The organism is Amycolatopsis sp. NPDC051903, assembly GCF_044452505.1.
GTDB lineage: Bacteria > Actinomycetota > Actinomycetes > Mycobacteriales > Pseudonocardiaceae > Amycolatopsis.
Window position 1 is genome coordinate 66340 of sequence record NZ_JBITBT010000045.1, and the last position, 13830, is coordinate 80169.

14 protein-coding genes are annotated in these 13830 nt (G+C 69.7%); 4 read left to right on the forward strand and 10 right to left on the reverse strand.

Features of this window, described 5'->3' with window-relative positions:
* Positions 1–4: 4 nt before the first annotated feature.
* The 4 genes from ACIA77_RS45570 to ACIA77_RS45585 form a co-directional block, all read right to left on the reverse strand.
* The gene (locus ACIA77_RS45570; protein WP_395892428.1) at positions 5–1096 is read right to left on the reverse strand and encodes an ABC transporter ATP-binding protein; all 1092 of its coding nucleotides are present in this window, start codon (positions 1094–1096) and stop codon (positions 5–7) included.
* A gap of 42 nt (positions 1097–1138) precedes the next feature.
* Complete coding sequence (locus ACIA77_RS45575) at positions 1139–2923, reverse strand: ABC transporter permease (RefSeq protein ID WP_395892429.1); 1785 nt, start codon at positions 2921–2923, stop codon at positions 1139–1141.
* Positions 2924–2966: 43 nt separating this feature from the next.
* Positions 2967–4058: an ABC transporter substrate-binding protein gene (locus tag ACIA77_RS45580; RefSeq protein WP_395892430.1), complete on the reverse strand. Its 1092-nt coding sequence runs from the start codon at positions 4056–4058 to the stop codon at positions 2967–2969.
* Between the two features lie 361 nt (positions 4059–4419).
* Positions 4420–5409, reverse strand: a complete 990-nt coding sequence (locus ACIA77_RS45585; protein WP_395892431.1) for a hypothetical protein — start codon at positions 5407–5409, stop codon at positions 4420–4422.
* 139 nt (positions 5410–5548) lie between these two features.
* On the opposite strand from ACIA77_RS45585, the gene ACIA77_RS45590 reads away from it, so the two are divergent.
* Positions 5549–6577, forward strand: coding sequence for a cupin domain-containing protein (locus ACIA77_RS45590; RefSeq protein WP_395892432.1), 1029 nt, complete (start codon positions 5549–5551; stop codon positions 6575–6577).
* A gap of 108 nt (positions 6578–6685) precedes the next feature.
* Positions 6686–7507 carry an NAD(P)-dependent oxidoreductase gene (locus ACIA77_RS45595; RefSeq protein ID WP_395892433.1) on the forward strand — a complete coding sequence of 274 codons (822 nt, stop codon included), beginning with the start codon at positions 6686–6688 and terminating at the stop codon, positions 7505–7507.
* On the opposite strand, the gene ACIA77_RS45600 is transcribed toward ACIA77_RS45595, so the two are convergent.
* The 4 genes from ACIA77_RS45600 to ACIA77_RS45615 form a co-directional block, all read right to left on the reverse strand.
* A complete protein-coding gene (locus ACIA77_RS45600) occupies positions 7504–8541 on the reverse strand; it encodes a HoxN/HupN/NixA family nickel/cobalt transporter (RefSeq protein WP_395892441.1) in 1038 nt (345 codons plus the stop codon). The two genes, ACIA77_RS45595 and ACIA77_RS45600, sit on opposite strands and share 4 nt — an antisense overlap.
* Positions 8542–8608: 67 nt before the next feature.
* Positions 8609–9262, reverse strand: a complete 654-nt coding sequence (locus ACIA77_RS45605; RefSeq protein ID WP_395892434.1) for a class I SAM-dependent methyltransferase — start codon at positions 9260–9262, stop codon at positions 8609–8611.
* 76 nt (positions 9263–9338) lie between these two features.
* Positions 9339–9914, reverse strand: coding sequence for a cupin domain-containing protein (locus tag ACIA77_RS45610; protein WP_395892435.1), 576 nt, complete (start codon positions 9912–9914; stop codon positions 9339–9341).
* 31 nt (positions 9915–9945) lie between these two features.
* Positions 9946–10653 (reverse strand): class II aldolase/adducin family protein, encoded by a 708-nt coding sequence (locus tag ACIA77_RS45615; protein WP_395892436.1) that lies wholly within the window; start codon positions 10651–10653, stop codon positions 9946–9948.
* 157 nt (positions 10654–10810) lie between these two features.
* On the opposite strand from ACIA77_RS45615, the gene ACIA77_RS45620 reads away from it, so the two are divergent.
* Positions 10811–11590: a FadR/GntR family transcriptional regulator gene (locus ACIA77_RS45620; protein ID WP_395892437.1), complete on the forward strand. Its 780-nt coding sequence runs from the start codon at positions 10811–10813 to the stop codon at positions 11588–11590.
* 60 nt (positions 11591–11650) lie between these two features.
* Here the strand turns inward: ACIA77_RS45620 and ACIA77_RS45625 are convergent, their stop codons facing one another.
* Positions 11651–12604 carry a LysR family transcriptional regulator gene (locus tag ACIA77_RS45625; protein WP_395892438.1) on the reverse strand — a complete coding sequence of 318 codons (954 nt, stop codon included), beginning with the start codon at positions 12602–12604 and terminating at the stop codon, positions 11651–11653.
* 72 nt (positions 12605–12676) lie between these two features.
* Here ACIA77_RS45625 and ACIA77_RS45630 point away from each other — a divergent pair, with 72 nt between their 5' ends.
* Positions 12677–13000, forward strand: coding sequence for a hypothetical protein (locus tag ACIA77_RS45630; protein WP_395892439.1), 324 nt, complete (start codon positions 12677–12679; stop codon positions 12998–13000).
* A gap of 3 nt (positions 13001–13003) precedes the next feature.
* On the opposite strand, the gene ACIA77_RS45635 is transcribed toward ACIA77_RS45630, so the two are convergent.
* Positions 13004–13612, reverse strand: coding sequence for a DUF5134 domain-containing protein (locus ACIA77_RS45635; protein ID WP_395892440.1), 609 nt, complete (start codon positions 13610–13612; stop codon positions 13004–13006).
* Positions 13613–13830: the final 218 nt, after the last annotated feature.

Genomic DNA, 13830 nt, shown 5'->3' on the forward strand with positions numbered 1-13830 from the left:
CGGGTCAGTGCGCGGGCAGGACGATCGCGTCCTCGGGCTCGGGCTGCAGGAAGATGGGGTCGCCGTGCGCGAGGCCGACCTTCTCCTTGTAGACGCGGACCTTCACCACGTCGTCGCCGAGCCGCACGTAGTAGTCCCAGCAGTCGCCGTGGTAGATGCTGAACTCCACGGTGCCCTTCCAGGCCTCGGCGTCGTGCTGCTTGCGGGAGAAGCCGAAGCTTTCGGGCCGCATGAACACACTGACGGTGTCGCCCGCGCTCAGCTCGGAGCTGGCGCTGCAGACCAGGCGGCCGGGCCCGACCTGCACGCACACGCCGGTGTCGAGCACCTCGGTGACCACGCCGGTCAGCGTGTTGGACACGCCGAGGAACCGTGCGGTGAACTCCTGCTGCGGCCGGGCGTAGATCTCCTGCGGCCGGCCGCGCTCGACGATGGACCCGCTGTTCATCACCACCACGTCGTCGGACACCGCGAGCGCCTCGTCCTGGTCGTGCGTCACGAACACCGTGGTGATGCCCAGCCGCTGCTGCACGGCGCGGATCTCGTCGCGCATCCGGTCCCGCAGGCCGGCGTCGAGGTTGCTCAGCGGCTCGTCGAGCAGCAGCACCTTCGGCTCGCGCACCAGGGCGCGGGCCAGCGCAACGCGCTGCTGCTGGCCGCCGGACAGCGCCGGCGCCGGGCGTTCGGCGAGGTCGGCGAGACCCACGAGCTCGAGCGCGTCCAGCGCCTTCTGCCGGGCTTGGGCGGCCCGGACGCGGGGCTTGCTGACGCGCAGCGGGAACATCACGTTCTGCACCACGGACATGTGCGGCCAGATCGCGTAGGACTGGAACACGATCCCGATCGGCCGGCGGTGCGCGCCGGCGAACACCCCGTTGCGCGGGTCGGAAACGACCTTGCCGTCGAGTTCGATCGCGCCGGCGTCGGCGCGTTCCAGCCCGGCGATCAGCCGCAGCGTGGTGGTTTTTCCGCAGCCGCTGGGGCCCAGCAGGGTCACCAGCTTGCCCTCGGCGATCTCCAGGTCGATCCCGTCGACCGCGTTGGCCACCACGGTCCGGCCCGGGAATCGTTTCGTCAGTCCGGTCAGCCTGATCATCTTCGGATCCCACTCTCCTGCGGGGGTTGTTGTCGGATCTGCTCAGCTCTGATTCATGCCCTGGATCCCGAACCGGCGCCCGAGCAGCCGGACACCGGCGACGAGGATCGTCAGGAACAGCACCATCACCACGCCGAGCGCGGCGACCACCGGGTACGAGCCGTTGGAGTAGAGGTCGTAGATGCTCACGGACACGACCTCCGACCCCGACGAGTACAGGAAGATCGCCGCGGAGATCTCGCGGAAGGCGACGATCATCGTGTACAGGAACGCGGCCAGCAGCGAGGGCATGAGCAGCGGGACGAACACCCGCCGGAAGGTCTGGTTCCAGCCGGCGCCGCTCGCGGTCGCCGCCTCTTCGAGTTCGTCCTTGATCTGCGACATGCCCGGCACGAGGTACCGCATCGCGTACGGCAGGCTGATCGTCACGAACGCGACGACGAGGATCGTCAGCGTGCCGTAGAGGTGCACCGGCAGCGGAGCGGCGAGGTACCAGTAGAGGATGCCGACGCCCATCACGATGCTGGGCACGGCGATCGGCACGGTCGCCAGCCCGTCGAGCAGCCCCCGGCCGAACACCTTGGTCTTCACCGTGATGTAGGCGACCACGGCGCTGAGCGCGGTGACGATCAGCGCCGAGCTCACCGCGGTGACGACGCTGTTGCGCACCGAGTCGATCAGGGCCGGCTGCCGGAAGATCTGGGCGTAGTTGCCGAAGTTCAGGTCTTCGAGGGCCTTCAGCGACGGCGGTTCGTACCCGGGCAGCAGCGACGACCAGATCAGCATCGCCAGCGGCAGCACCACCGCGACGAGGAAGAAGAGGATGAACACGGCGAGCCCGGCCCAGCGCCACTTGCCCAGGTCCTGCACCGTCGAGCGGAATCCCTTGCCGGTGATCGTCTGCGTCGCCGAGCGCCGGCTCAGCCGTTGCGAAAGGATCAGCCCGATCGAGGCGATGACCAGCACGAACACCCCGATCACGCCGACCGTGCCGTAGTCGGCCGGGAACGCCTGCAGGGCGCTGTAGATCCGGCTGACGAACACGTACGTGTGGCCCGGCACGCCGATCAGCTGCGGTACTTCGAACGTCGAGATCGTCTGGATGAACATCAGCAGCGCGGCGGACAGGATCGCCGGCCGGGCCATCCGCAGCGTGATCACCCGGAACGTGCGCACGGGCGAGGCGCCGGACGCGAGCGCGGCCTCTTCCAGCGACGAGTCCATCGAGCTGAACGCCGCTGTGCCCATCAGGAACGCGACGGGCGCGACGTGGATGGACTGGACGAACACCATGCCGGGGATCGAGTAGATGTTGAAGATCGGCAGTCCCAGTGACCGCAGGACACCGTTGAGCGGTCCGCGTTCGGGGGAGAGCAGCAGCGCCCAAGCCACCGTGTTGAGGATCCCCGGCACGATGAGCGGTACGAGCGCGGCCAGCTGCGCGAACGTTTTGCACGGCGTGTTGGTCCGGCTCACCAGCCACGCCAGCCCGAAGCCGATCACCGTGCACACGATCGCGGTGATCCCGGCGTACAGGAACGAATTGAGCACCAGGGTGCCGAACCCGTCCGAGGTGAACGTCTTGACGTAGTTGTCCAGTGTCCACACCGAACCGCCGGTGCCGAGGAACGAGGTCTGCAGGCTGGCGTAGATCATCGTGCCGACCGGCACCAGCGCGAGGTAGGCCACCGCGATCGCCGCGATGGCGAGGGTGAGGTACCGCGGTTGCAGCAGGGACCGCCAGGACCGGCGGCGGCGCGGGGTCTCCGCGGCCCGGCCGGGCTCGGTGGGTGCCGGGCCGCCGGGTCGGGTGTCCAGCAGGGTCATCGTTGGTCCTTTCGCCGGGGGCGTCCGCCCCGGCCCTCGGGAGTCACGGTGCTTTCAGGGCCGACTTCATTTCCGCGAGCTCGTTGTTGTAGTCCGCCTGCGAGAGGTTCGGGTGGCCCCACGCGGCCGGCCACTTCGCCTCGTCCCACACCTTCGCGTCGTTGGTGACATCCGGGCGGACCGACGTGTGGTTGGTGACGTCGACGATCTCCTGCTGCCCGGCCTTGGAGACCATCCAGTCGTCGAAGAGCCGGGCGGCGTTGGGGTGCGGCGAGTTCTTGACGACGTCGATGAGGTTCAGCGACGCCGGCAGCGGCGTGCCGTTGACGAAGTCCAGGGTGTTCGGTGTCTTCTTCTTGAGGCTGGACGCCTTGTAGCCGTACGCGGTCGCGGCGGCGAGCGGCTCACCGGCTTGCACGTTCGTCAGCGACTGGGTGTGGCTCTCGACGAACACCGGCGCGTTGTTGCCGAGCCCCTTCAGCAGTGCCAGCGCCTTGTCGTGGCCCATGGCGGCGATCAGGCTGTCGTACCAGTTGACCGCGCCGGGGTCGATCGAGAACTGGCCGCGCCACTGCGGTTTGGTCAGGTCCTCCCAGGACGTCGGCGCGGTGAGCCCCTTCTGCTTGAGCACCTGGGGGTTCCAGGAGAGCACCGTGGTGACGGCGTACACGACGCCCTGGTAGCCGTCGGGCAGGCTGAGTCCCTTGGGCAGGGGCGCGGCGTCGACCGGGTGGTAGGGCTGCAGGGCACCGGCCTGCAGGAGCTGAGCGATCTGCGGGGAGTCACCCGAGACCACGTCGGCGTTGTACTTGCCGCCGCGCTGCTCGGTGATCACCCGGGGCGGGATCTTGTCGGCGCTCAGCCGCAGGGCGTTGACCTTGATCTTCGGGTACACCTTGTTGAACGACGCGATGATCGGTGCGACGTCGGCGTCGGCGAACGTGGTGTACCAGACCACTTGCCCTTCTTTCGCCGCTTCCGCGGCGAGCTGCTGGGGGGACAGTTTGTCGGCTGCGGTCTGGGCCTGGCTCGAGGAGCCGGCGGCGTCGGAGCCGCACGCGGCGGCCATCGTCAACGCCAGGCCGCCGGCGAGGACGGCCGAAACGGTCCGCCGGATGCTTCGCCTTTTGTGCATTGCGGTTCCCTTCGGTGAGGGACCGCCGGCGGGAACAAGGCGGGCTCACCTCGATGTGAGTGCGGAACTGTCGCAGGGATTCGGATGCCGAAGGACCCGTGCCTGAGGCGGCGGGCCGATCGGTAAGGAGCAGTATGGCCCTATGGTATGACCATTTGTCAACCGTTGAGATCGATGCTGTTCCCGATCGAAACCCCCGGCGGGCGGATCCACTTCGGACGGCGGGCGCAGGGTGGCCCGGCCCGTGCGCGGCGGGGTGCCGGCGGGCTCGTCCTGTGGCGAAGTGGCAGCCATTGTGTCAAAGCCCGACGGAAAACCCAGGGCCGAATGGCCGATTTGTCCGGTGGGTTTCAGGTCAGGTTCAGACCACCACCTCCGTCATGATCCCGGGCGGGAAGATCTCGTCGGGAGTGGCGAGCCGGTGCGCGATGCCCTGCTGGGCTGCGTAGGTGAGCAGCTGTTCCCATGTGGCGCGGTTGGGTTCGATGCCGTACGGGAACGGGTCGCCGCCGAAGAGCTCGCGCATCTCGCGTCCGTACGTGGCGAGCCAGGGGAGCGGGTAACGCGAAACGGCGGGGTCGAGGAGCCGTTCGACGCTGCGCTGTTTCGACTCCAGGAAGGCGTTGTAGAGGTTGCGCGCCGCCCACGGGTGCTCGTCGAGGACCTGCCGGCGCATCGCGATCAGGTGCATGATCGGCCAGATGCCGGTGTCCCCGTAGTACTCCTGTTCCTTTTCCCGGTAGTCCGGGAACAGGCGCACGACGTCGGGGTGGCCTTCGAGGAAGCACGTCGGCGGCCGGGCGATGATCGCGCAGTCGAGGTCGCCGGCGGCGAGCAGGTCTGAAAGCGACCGGTCGGCCACGCGGGTGAGCCGCACGCCGGGCGGCAGGGTCAGTTCGACCTTCTCGACGCGGCCCGGGGCGTTCGCGCCGGCCTGGTACCACTCGATCTCGTCGAGTTTCACGCCCATGTCGTTGTGCAGCCAGCCGCGCATGTAGACCGCCGCCGAGTGGGCCCACTCGGGCGAGCCGACCTTCTTGCCGCGCAGGTCCTCGACGGAGCGGATCCCGCTTTTGCGGTTGACGTAGAAGGAGCCGAACCGGAACAGCCGCGAGCAGACGACCGGCAGTCCCACGATGTCCGGATCGTCGCGGGTGATCTGGGCGCTGAACTTGGCGAAGGACAATTCCGCCACGTCCCACTCCCGGTTAGCGGTGAACCGCGCGAAGATCTCGTGGTGGCTCAGCATCGACCAGGTGTGGTCGATGCCCTGCGCGCGCACGGCGCCGGCGCGGAAGTCGCGGAAGTGGTCGTAGTCGGTGGTCGCGATGCTGAGGTGGATGTCGCTCAACGAAGCCTCCCGGGCCTTCGGTCTCTGGATTGGTAGGACAGTTAGGCCTATACTTCGGAGCGTACCCGGGCAGCCGTCCGGGAGGAACATCTTCTGCCTGTAGTCGAAATGCGCCAAGGCGCGGGAAAGCGAGGAACGCATGGGCAAGAAGGGACGCGTGTTCGTACGTGGCTTGACTTCTGAGACCTACGGGCTCGGTCAGTTCCGACAGGCCCAGCTGGCCGCCGAACGGGTCCGCGACGACTCGGTCGTGGTCGACGACGCGAAGGTCGCGCACTCCGGCGATTCGGAGAAGTCCCGCACGTGGTGGCGGGTCGGGCCGGGGGACGAGGAATTCCTGACCCAGACGCTGCAGGTGCACTTCGTCGAGCTGCCGCCGCACAGCTCCAACCGCGGCCACGGTCACCAGAACGAGGCGTCTTTCTACATCCTCGAAGGCGCCGGCTACGAAATCCACGACGACCAGCGGTACGACTGGAAGGCCGGGGAGCTGGTCTTCGTGCACACCGACTCCGTGCACCGGCACTACAACCCGTACGACGAAAAAGCCGTCGCGCTGGTGATGAAGGCCAAGTGCACGTGGATGTTCCTCGGTCTGCTGCAGCAGGGCCGCAGCGGCCCGATCGAGCGGCCGGACGAGTTCGGCGAGCGCGAGGACTGGTCGCGGATCTGGACCGACGGGGTGCTGGAGCGCAAGAAGGTGGTGCGGCAGGAGGACACGGTCTGGGAAACCACCCCGATGGGCCGCGTCCGCGTGCTCAACAGTCCCGAGCGGACCGACCTGCGCCAGTTCTCCGTCGACGTCTTCGAGCTCGACATCCCGGCCGGCAGCCGCTCGGGCAAGCACTGGAAGATGGCCGACGAGATCCTCTACGTGCTCGACGGTTCCGGCTATTCGCTGCACTGGGAGGTGCAGGAGGAGATCGCGGAGAAGTACTACGCGCGGGTCGCGAAGACGCCGACGCGGCACGAGATCAAGAAGGGCGACACGCTCTACGTCCCGCAGAACACGATCGCCGTGCACTTCGCCGCGGACGGCACCCCGCTGCGGTTGCTGTCCGCGCAGAACCGCATGTTCAAGCACCTCGGCTACGACAAGGTGCACTACTTCGAAAACGCTCCGGAGTACACCGGCGAGCTGGCCGAAGCCGCGACCACGTCCGCCTGATCGTCCGTCGAAGTCCGTCGAAGGGGCCTGTCTCGTGTTCCGCAGCGAGGCAGGCCCCTTCCGGTTGACTGCTGCGGGGTGTCCCCGTCAGCGGGAAGGAAGGTGCTGATGTCGAACCACGGAACCGGGAGCGTCGGCGTGGCCGGGCTGGGTGCGATGGGCGGGCCGATCGCCCGGTACCTCACCGGCGCCGGCCAGGACACGGTGGTGTTCGACCGAAACCGATCCACAGTGGATGAACACGTCGCAGCGGGAGCGCGGGCGGCCGCGTCCGCGGCGGAGCTCGGCGGGTGCGACGTGGTGCTCGTCATCGTGCCGTCCGATGAGGACGTGCTCGAGGTGTCGGCGGCCGTGCTGGCCGCGGCGAAGCGCGGGGCCGTGCTCCTGATCTGCAGTTCGGTGACGCCCGAGACCTGTCACCGCGTCGAGGCCGAGGCTGTCGCCGCCGGCGTGGCCGTCCTGGACGCGGCCCTCACCGGCGGCGTCCGCGGAGCGGAGAACGGGGAGATCGCCCTGCTGGTCGGTGGCGACGAAGCTGTGCTCGACCGCGTGCGCCCGGCGCTCGCACCGTGGACGAAAGCGGTGCACCACCTCGGTCCCCTCGGCTCCGGGCAGGTCGGCAAGACGGTGAACAACTTGTGCCACTGGGGGCAGATCACGGCGATCGTCGAGGCGATGCGGCTCGGGCGCAGCCTCGGCGTCGAGCCGGCGAAGCTGCGTCCGGCCCTGCTCGACGGACCGGCCGCGAGCACCACGCTGGCCGAGCTCGAGCTGATGCGCTTCACCTGGTACCGCAAGGATCTGGCCAACGCCTTCCGCATGGCCGGGGGCGTGGACCACGACCTGCCGGTGGCGCACACCGCCCGCGAGGTGATGGAGGGCATCACCGTCGCGGGCGTGGCGGAGCTGTTCGGCGGGCCGGGCGCCTAACGGTCGGGGTCGGGGGAGAGGTGGTGCGACCACTTCTCCTCGATCCGGCCGACCCGCCAGATCACGACGGCGACGAGCCAGGTCACGACGAACAGCCCGGCGATCGCGAAGCCGACGTTGTTCAGATCGAGGTCGGCGATCGCGGCGAGCGGGCCCGAGACGATCCCGAGCCGGTCGGTGAGGATCGACAGCAGCTCGATCGTCCCGATCACGAGTGCGACGGCGACCGACAGCGCGGTCACGGTGAGGTTGTAGAAGACCTTGCGCACCGGCTTCGCGAACGCCCACCCGTAGGCGAAGTTCATGAAGCAGCCGTCGGCGGTGTCGAACAGCGTCATCCCCGCCGCGAACAAAACCGGCAGTACGAGGATCGCGTACCAGGGCAGCGCGAACGTGGCCGCGCCCGCCGCCAGCACGAGCAGGCCCACTTCGGTCGCGGTGTCGAACCCGAGTCCGAAGAGGACACCCACCGGGTAGATGTGCCAGGGTTTGCGCACGGCCTTCGTCACGCCCGACAGCAGCCGGTTCAGCACCCCGCGTCGCGCGAGGTGCTCCTCGAGCTCGGTTTCGCTGAACCGGCCGTGGCGCATCTCGCGGAACACCTTCAGGATGCCGACCAGCACCACCAGGTTGACGATCCCGATGGCGTAGAGGAACACCCCGGACACCGACGTGCCGATCAGGCCGGTCACCCGGTGCAGCCCCGACGAGTCGTTCGTGACCGGCCCGGCGAGCGCGCGCACCCCGAGCGAGAGCAGCAGGCACAGTCCGAACACGACGGTCGAATGCCCGAGCGAGAACCAGAACCCGACCGACAACGGCCGTCCGCCCTCGGCCATCAGCTTGCGGGTGGTGTTGTCGACGGCGGCGATGTGGTCGGCGTCGAACGCGTGGCGCAACCCGAGCGTGAACGCCGTGACACCGAGCCCGACGCCGAAGAACCCGCCGCCAGCCAGCGCGTGGTGCGCCGGGGCCACCACGAGGCCGAGCACTCCCCAGCCGACGAGGTTGAGCAGCAGGATGACCGTGGCCATACCGGCCAGCGACGCCCACTCCCGGCCGCTCAGCGCGGCGCGGACGCGGGCGAGGCGGCCGGGTGCCTCAGCCGTCACGGCGAGCCGTGAACAGGCAGGTGTACAGGCCGCGCCAGGGCATTTCGAGGTCGGTGAACCCGGCCTTCGCGAGCCCTTCGAGGTGGTCGGTCACCGACGGCAGGGCGTCGCTGTGCTGGTGGGCACCGGCTTTGTCGGACGGCGGGATGAGCTGCTTGCGGACCGCGCGCAGCCGCGCGTCCCACACCGGGCCGGGTCCGATGTGGTCGAGGTTCAGCAGCCAGCCGCCGGGCGCCAGGTGCTCGGCCGCCTCGGTGTAGAAGCGCGCCAGCTGCGCCGGGTCCAGGTGGTGGCTGGCCCTCGACGTCATCACCACGTCGAGGTCGCCGGGCAGGTCCGCGAGGTTCGTCATGTCGGTGAGCTGGTAGGAAACGCGGTCGCCGAAGCGGGCGAGGCGCTCCCGGGCGGCGTCGGCCATCACGGTGGAGACGTCGGTCCAGACGCCGTGCGCGGCGGGGAAGAGGTCGAGCAGGACCTCCAGGAAGTCACCGGGGCCGCTGCCGATGTCGGCCACCAGCTTCGTCCGCGGCCGGTCGCCCGCCACCAGCGTGGCGGCGATCCGCCGGGGCAGCACGAGGAATCCGACGAGTTTGTCCTGTTCCAGCCAGGATGTCGCGACGTTCGGGTCGAGCCATTCGGACACGGGCACTCCTCACGTGGGATGGGTTCGGGGCCTGGCCGTGCTCCCGCCTTCCTCGCCGGAGCACGGCCGGGGCCGGCTACTTGCGCGCGCCGTGGGTGGTGCCCGCCTCGGCGGCGGCGTCGAGGATCTTCTTGCCCTCCTCGGGGGAGAGCTGGACGCCGTGGCGCTCGATGTTGTGCAGGCGCATGGTGCGCAGCAGCCCCGTGTCCTGGATCGCGAGGTAACGGGCGGTGTCGTTGCCGTCGAGGTTGAAGTGCTGGTGCCACGCCCACCGCGGCGGCGCGAACAGCGTGCCCTCCTGCCATTCGACGACCTCGATCGGCTCGTCGTCGTAGTTGATGAGCGAGAAGCCGTGCCCCTTGACCACGTAGAGGTAGGCCTCGGTGGTGTGGCGGTGGCGGACGGAGTTGTTGCCCGGCTTGAGCTCCGAGATGTGGGCGCTCAGCACCTCGTAGTCGGCGAGGTCGAAGTAGTGGCCGCGGTTGTTGCGCCACGGCCGCGCCGGCAGCTCCATCTTCCGCAGGTCGTCCTCCACGACCAGGCCCTTGTTCGGCGGGTGCTGCCGGTTGAACTCGTCGCGGGCCGCGATCTCGGAGGAATCGAGGTTCTTCTTCTCGCTGGCCAGGACACCCTTCAGGTACTCGTCACGCACTGCTGCTCTCCTTCTCGTACTCGCGGGGAATTCAGGGGTTTTCGGTTCGCCGCACCACGTGCCGCCACATGGTCGCCACGGTGAACGCCCCGCCCAGGTCGGGCAGGAGCGCGAGGTCCTCGTCGGGGATCGCCACCGGCTTGCCGCCGGCGTGGGCGACGGCGAGGGTCCGGCGCGCGAGGGAGTCGACCGCCATGGCCTGCAGCACCGCCTGGGCCACCGCCGTCTCGGGGTCGCCGCCGGCGACGCTGACCAGCCCGTGTCCACTGAGGACGAGCACGGGCTTCTCGCCCAGCGCGTCGGCCATCTGCCCGGCGAGGTCGTGGTCGTTCACCAGCACCGACCGTGGCCACACGGGAATGCCGTCCGCGGCGAGCCGCGCGGCGGGGATGTCGTACGCGCCGAACAACGGCAGCCACGGCAGCCCGGCGAGGGACATGGTGACCACGGCGGGTGGGTGCGCGTGCACCACGGCCGTCGCTTCCGGGTGCCGGCGCAGCACTTCGGTGTGGATCGGCAACTCGTTGGGCACGCTCCAGGCGCCGGTTTCGGGCTTGCCGTGGAGCGGCACCGGCCGGATGTCCTCGGCCGTCGTGTAGCGCAGGCCGGATTCCTGGGGGCCGCGGCAGCGCACCAGCAGTTCGTCCGGCGACGTGCGGACGCTGATGTGGCCGAGCACGTGCTCGACGAGGCCGGTCGCGGCCAGTACCCGGCAGGCGAGCGCGACGGACTCCCTCACGATGCCTCCTGGCTGTTCGCGTGCTGTGATCTCGTGCTCTGGTCTATTGGTTAGACCGAACGACGATACGACCATAAGGCGCCTTCCAGCTGCCGGTCAACCCTTGATCGGGCGCTTCGGCGGCGAGGTTCGCGGGTTCCTGTGAGAGGATTGGTCCATGGCACCAGCAGGGCGGGGCGGAGCCGGGGCGGCTCCGCGGGCGGACAGCGCACTGTTCGACGTCGTGTCGTCGAACCGGATGTCGGAGGTCATCGTTGAGCAGATCCGCTCGCTGATCCGCGCCGACAAACTGCGTCCCGGCGATCGGCTGCCGAGCGAGCGCGACCTGTGCGAGCAGATGGGCGTCAGCCGGGTCACCGTCCGCGAGGCGCTGCGCGTGCTGGAGGCCGCGGGCCTGGTCGCGATCCGGGTCGGCGCGCGCGGCGGCGCGTTCGTCACCACGCCCTCGTCGACCAAGCTCGGGGCGAACCTGGCCGACCTGGTGAACCTCTCGCCGATGACGGGACCGGAGGTCATCGAGGCCCGGCAGGTGGTGGAGCTCGGCATCATCGAGATGGTGATCGAGCGGGCGACCGAAGAGGACGTCGACGAACTGCGCGAGATGACGCGCGAGCACCAGGCCGCCCTCAAGCGCGGTGAGTACAACATGGAGATGTCGGCCGCGTTCCACGTCCGGGTGGCGCGATGCGCCCACAACGCCGCCATCGAGATGCTGGTGCACTCGTTCCACGGCCCGCTGCTGATGTCGCTGCGCGAGGCTCAGGTCGCCGCGCCGCTGATGGGCCACCGGGGCACCAGCGAGCACCGCGAGTTCGTGGAGGCCATCGGCGCGCGGGATGCCGAGAAGGCGCGCGACATCATGACCAAGCACCTCCGCCGGACTGCCCAGCGGATAGCGCGCGTGCAGGCTTCGCGGGAGAAGGCCAAGGAAGACTAGCGATCCGGCGTGGTGCGCGGCTCCACGGAGATCGGCTGCCTCAGCGCCGAGGCCCGGACTTCAGCCTGCCGGCGCACCCGGGCTCGCTTCCCCGGTCCACGGCACGCTCGGGTCGAGTTCGGCGGCCAGGGTGATGATCGCGTCGAGCACGGTGAGCACCTCCTTCCGCGGTTCGGAGCGAGTCGTGCGGTGGCGGGCGATCAGGGTGCGGGTCCCCAAGCCGGGTAGATACACCGCTTTCACGCCCTCCGGCAGCGCTCCCCGCACCGCGAGCGCGGGCAGGATCGCGATGCCCAGACCACCCGCGACCATGGACAGCGCGACGTGGTAGTCGTGGTAGCTGTGCAGCGGGGGAGGCGCCGCCGGCAGCCCGCGGCGCGCTCGCTCGGTGACGGTGTGCGCCGCCGGTGCGCCCGGATCGACGCCGAGCCACGGGAGGTGTTCCAGGTCTGCCGTGCTCACCGGGTCCGCCAGCGCGGCCGGCATGGTCACGAGCCACGGTTCTTCGAGGACCGGCACGTCCCGCGTGCCGCGTGGCGCTCCGGCGGGCCCGCCGGAGTGGTCGGCTTCCAGGATGAGCAGGTCCACCGCGCCCGACCGGAGTGCCTGCCGGGCCTGCTCGCTCCCCATCTCCCGGATGACCACGTCCAGCCCGGGGAACTGCTCCTGCAACCGGTGCACGAGGGGGATCAGCAGCGTGCGGATGACCGTCTGGAACGCCGCGACGACCACCGTGCCGGTCACGTCTTCCCGCAGTGCCGCAAGGGCTTTGCGCGCGTCGGTGAGTTCGGCCTCGATGTGCTCGGCCGCTTCGGCCAGCACGCGTCCGGCGGGGGTCAGGACGGCGCCGCTGGGCTGGCGGTCCAGCACCGCCGTGCCGGTCGCCTCCTCGAGCCGGGCGATCTGCTGCGACACGGCGGACGGAGTCAGGTGCAGGACGTCGGCGGCCGCCAGCACACCGCCGGCCCGGTGGACGGCCAGGAGCACGGCGAGCCGGCGCGGATCGATCTGCATTCAGTACAGCTTAACCCCTGGAGCAGATAAGTTCGATTGCGCTGCACCCACCGCGGCGGTCACCATGGCGGCATGGAGGAAATCTTGTCCCTGGCCGCGCAGCTGGCCGGGTGGGCGGGCGCCCTGGGTACCGCGGCGGCGTACGGCCTCGTGTCGCGCCGGCTGGTCGAACCGGACTCGGCCACGTTCCAGTCCCTCAACTTGTCGGGCGCCGTGCTGCTGGCGGTTTCGGCGGCGGCCAGCGGCTCTTGGCCCGGGGTCGCCGCGAACTCGGTGTGGGTGCTGATCAGCGTGCAGGCCCTGGTGAGCGCGCGCCGCGTCCTGCGGCGCCGGACCCGTTCGGGACCTGATCATCTTCTTGCCGGCGAACTCGCCGAAGCCCAACCGGTGGCCTGAGCCCTACGGCAGCACGGCGAACATGGCGGCCATGCCCACTGCCGACACCGCCTGAGCCGCGATGCCGACCTGTACCCGGCCCGGAGGAGGAGGCGCGGTCCGCCGGCGGACGAAGAGCCACCACAACCACGCCGCACCGGCGACAGCGAACCCGATGGCGCACAACCAGTTCAGCCCGGAGATGAACGGTGAAGTACCGGGTGCGGCCATGGCGGGCAGGTCCATGCCGGGCATCGACGGCGAATCGTGCCGGCCGGCGGCCTCGACCGGAGCCTGGAGCAGTATGCCGCTCATCGTCGCGTACATCCAGGCCGTCGCCAGCATCATCACCGCGTGATACCCGTTGGCCCGACGGTGTTCTGCCTGGCCCAGCGTGATCGCGATGAACCAGAGCGCCGCCAGCAGGAAGAACAGGAAGGGGCCGGCTGCCGGGAGGGCGGCGCCGCCCGGCCAGGCCATCACGCCCATCGCGAGGGCCATCAGCGCGTGCAGTCCATGACCGACGAGGTCGGTCCGCGAAAGGCGGCCGATGACGATGCCGTACCCGCGCTCGGTGGCGCAGAGGACGAAGACCGCGGTGACGACCCAGCGCAGCAAGAGATCGCGGATCACGAGACGGCGGCCTGTCTTGGTGTGGGTTTCACCTCAGTGAGCCTTTCGAGGTCATCCGCTCCGCCGCCGGCGGGCTTCAGAGCAGGGGCGGCTCGCGCACCTGGCGAGCCGGAGCGCCGGTCGTGGGGGGGGGGGGGGGGGGGGGGGGGGGGGGGGGGGGGGGGGGGCGCGGGGGGGGGCGGGCGGGGGGGCGGGGGGCGGGGGGCGGGGGGGCGGGG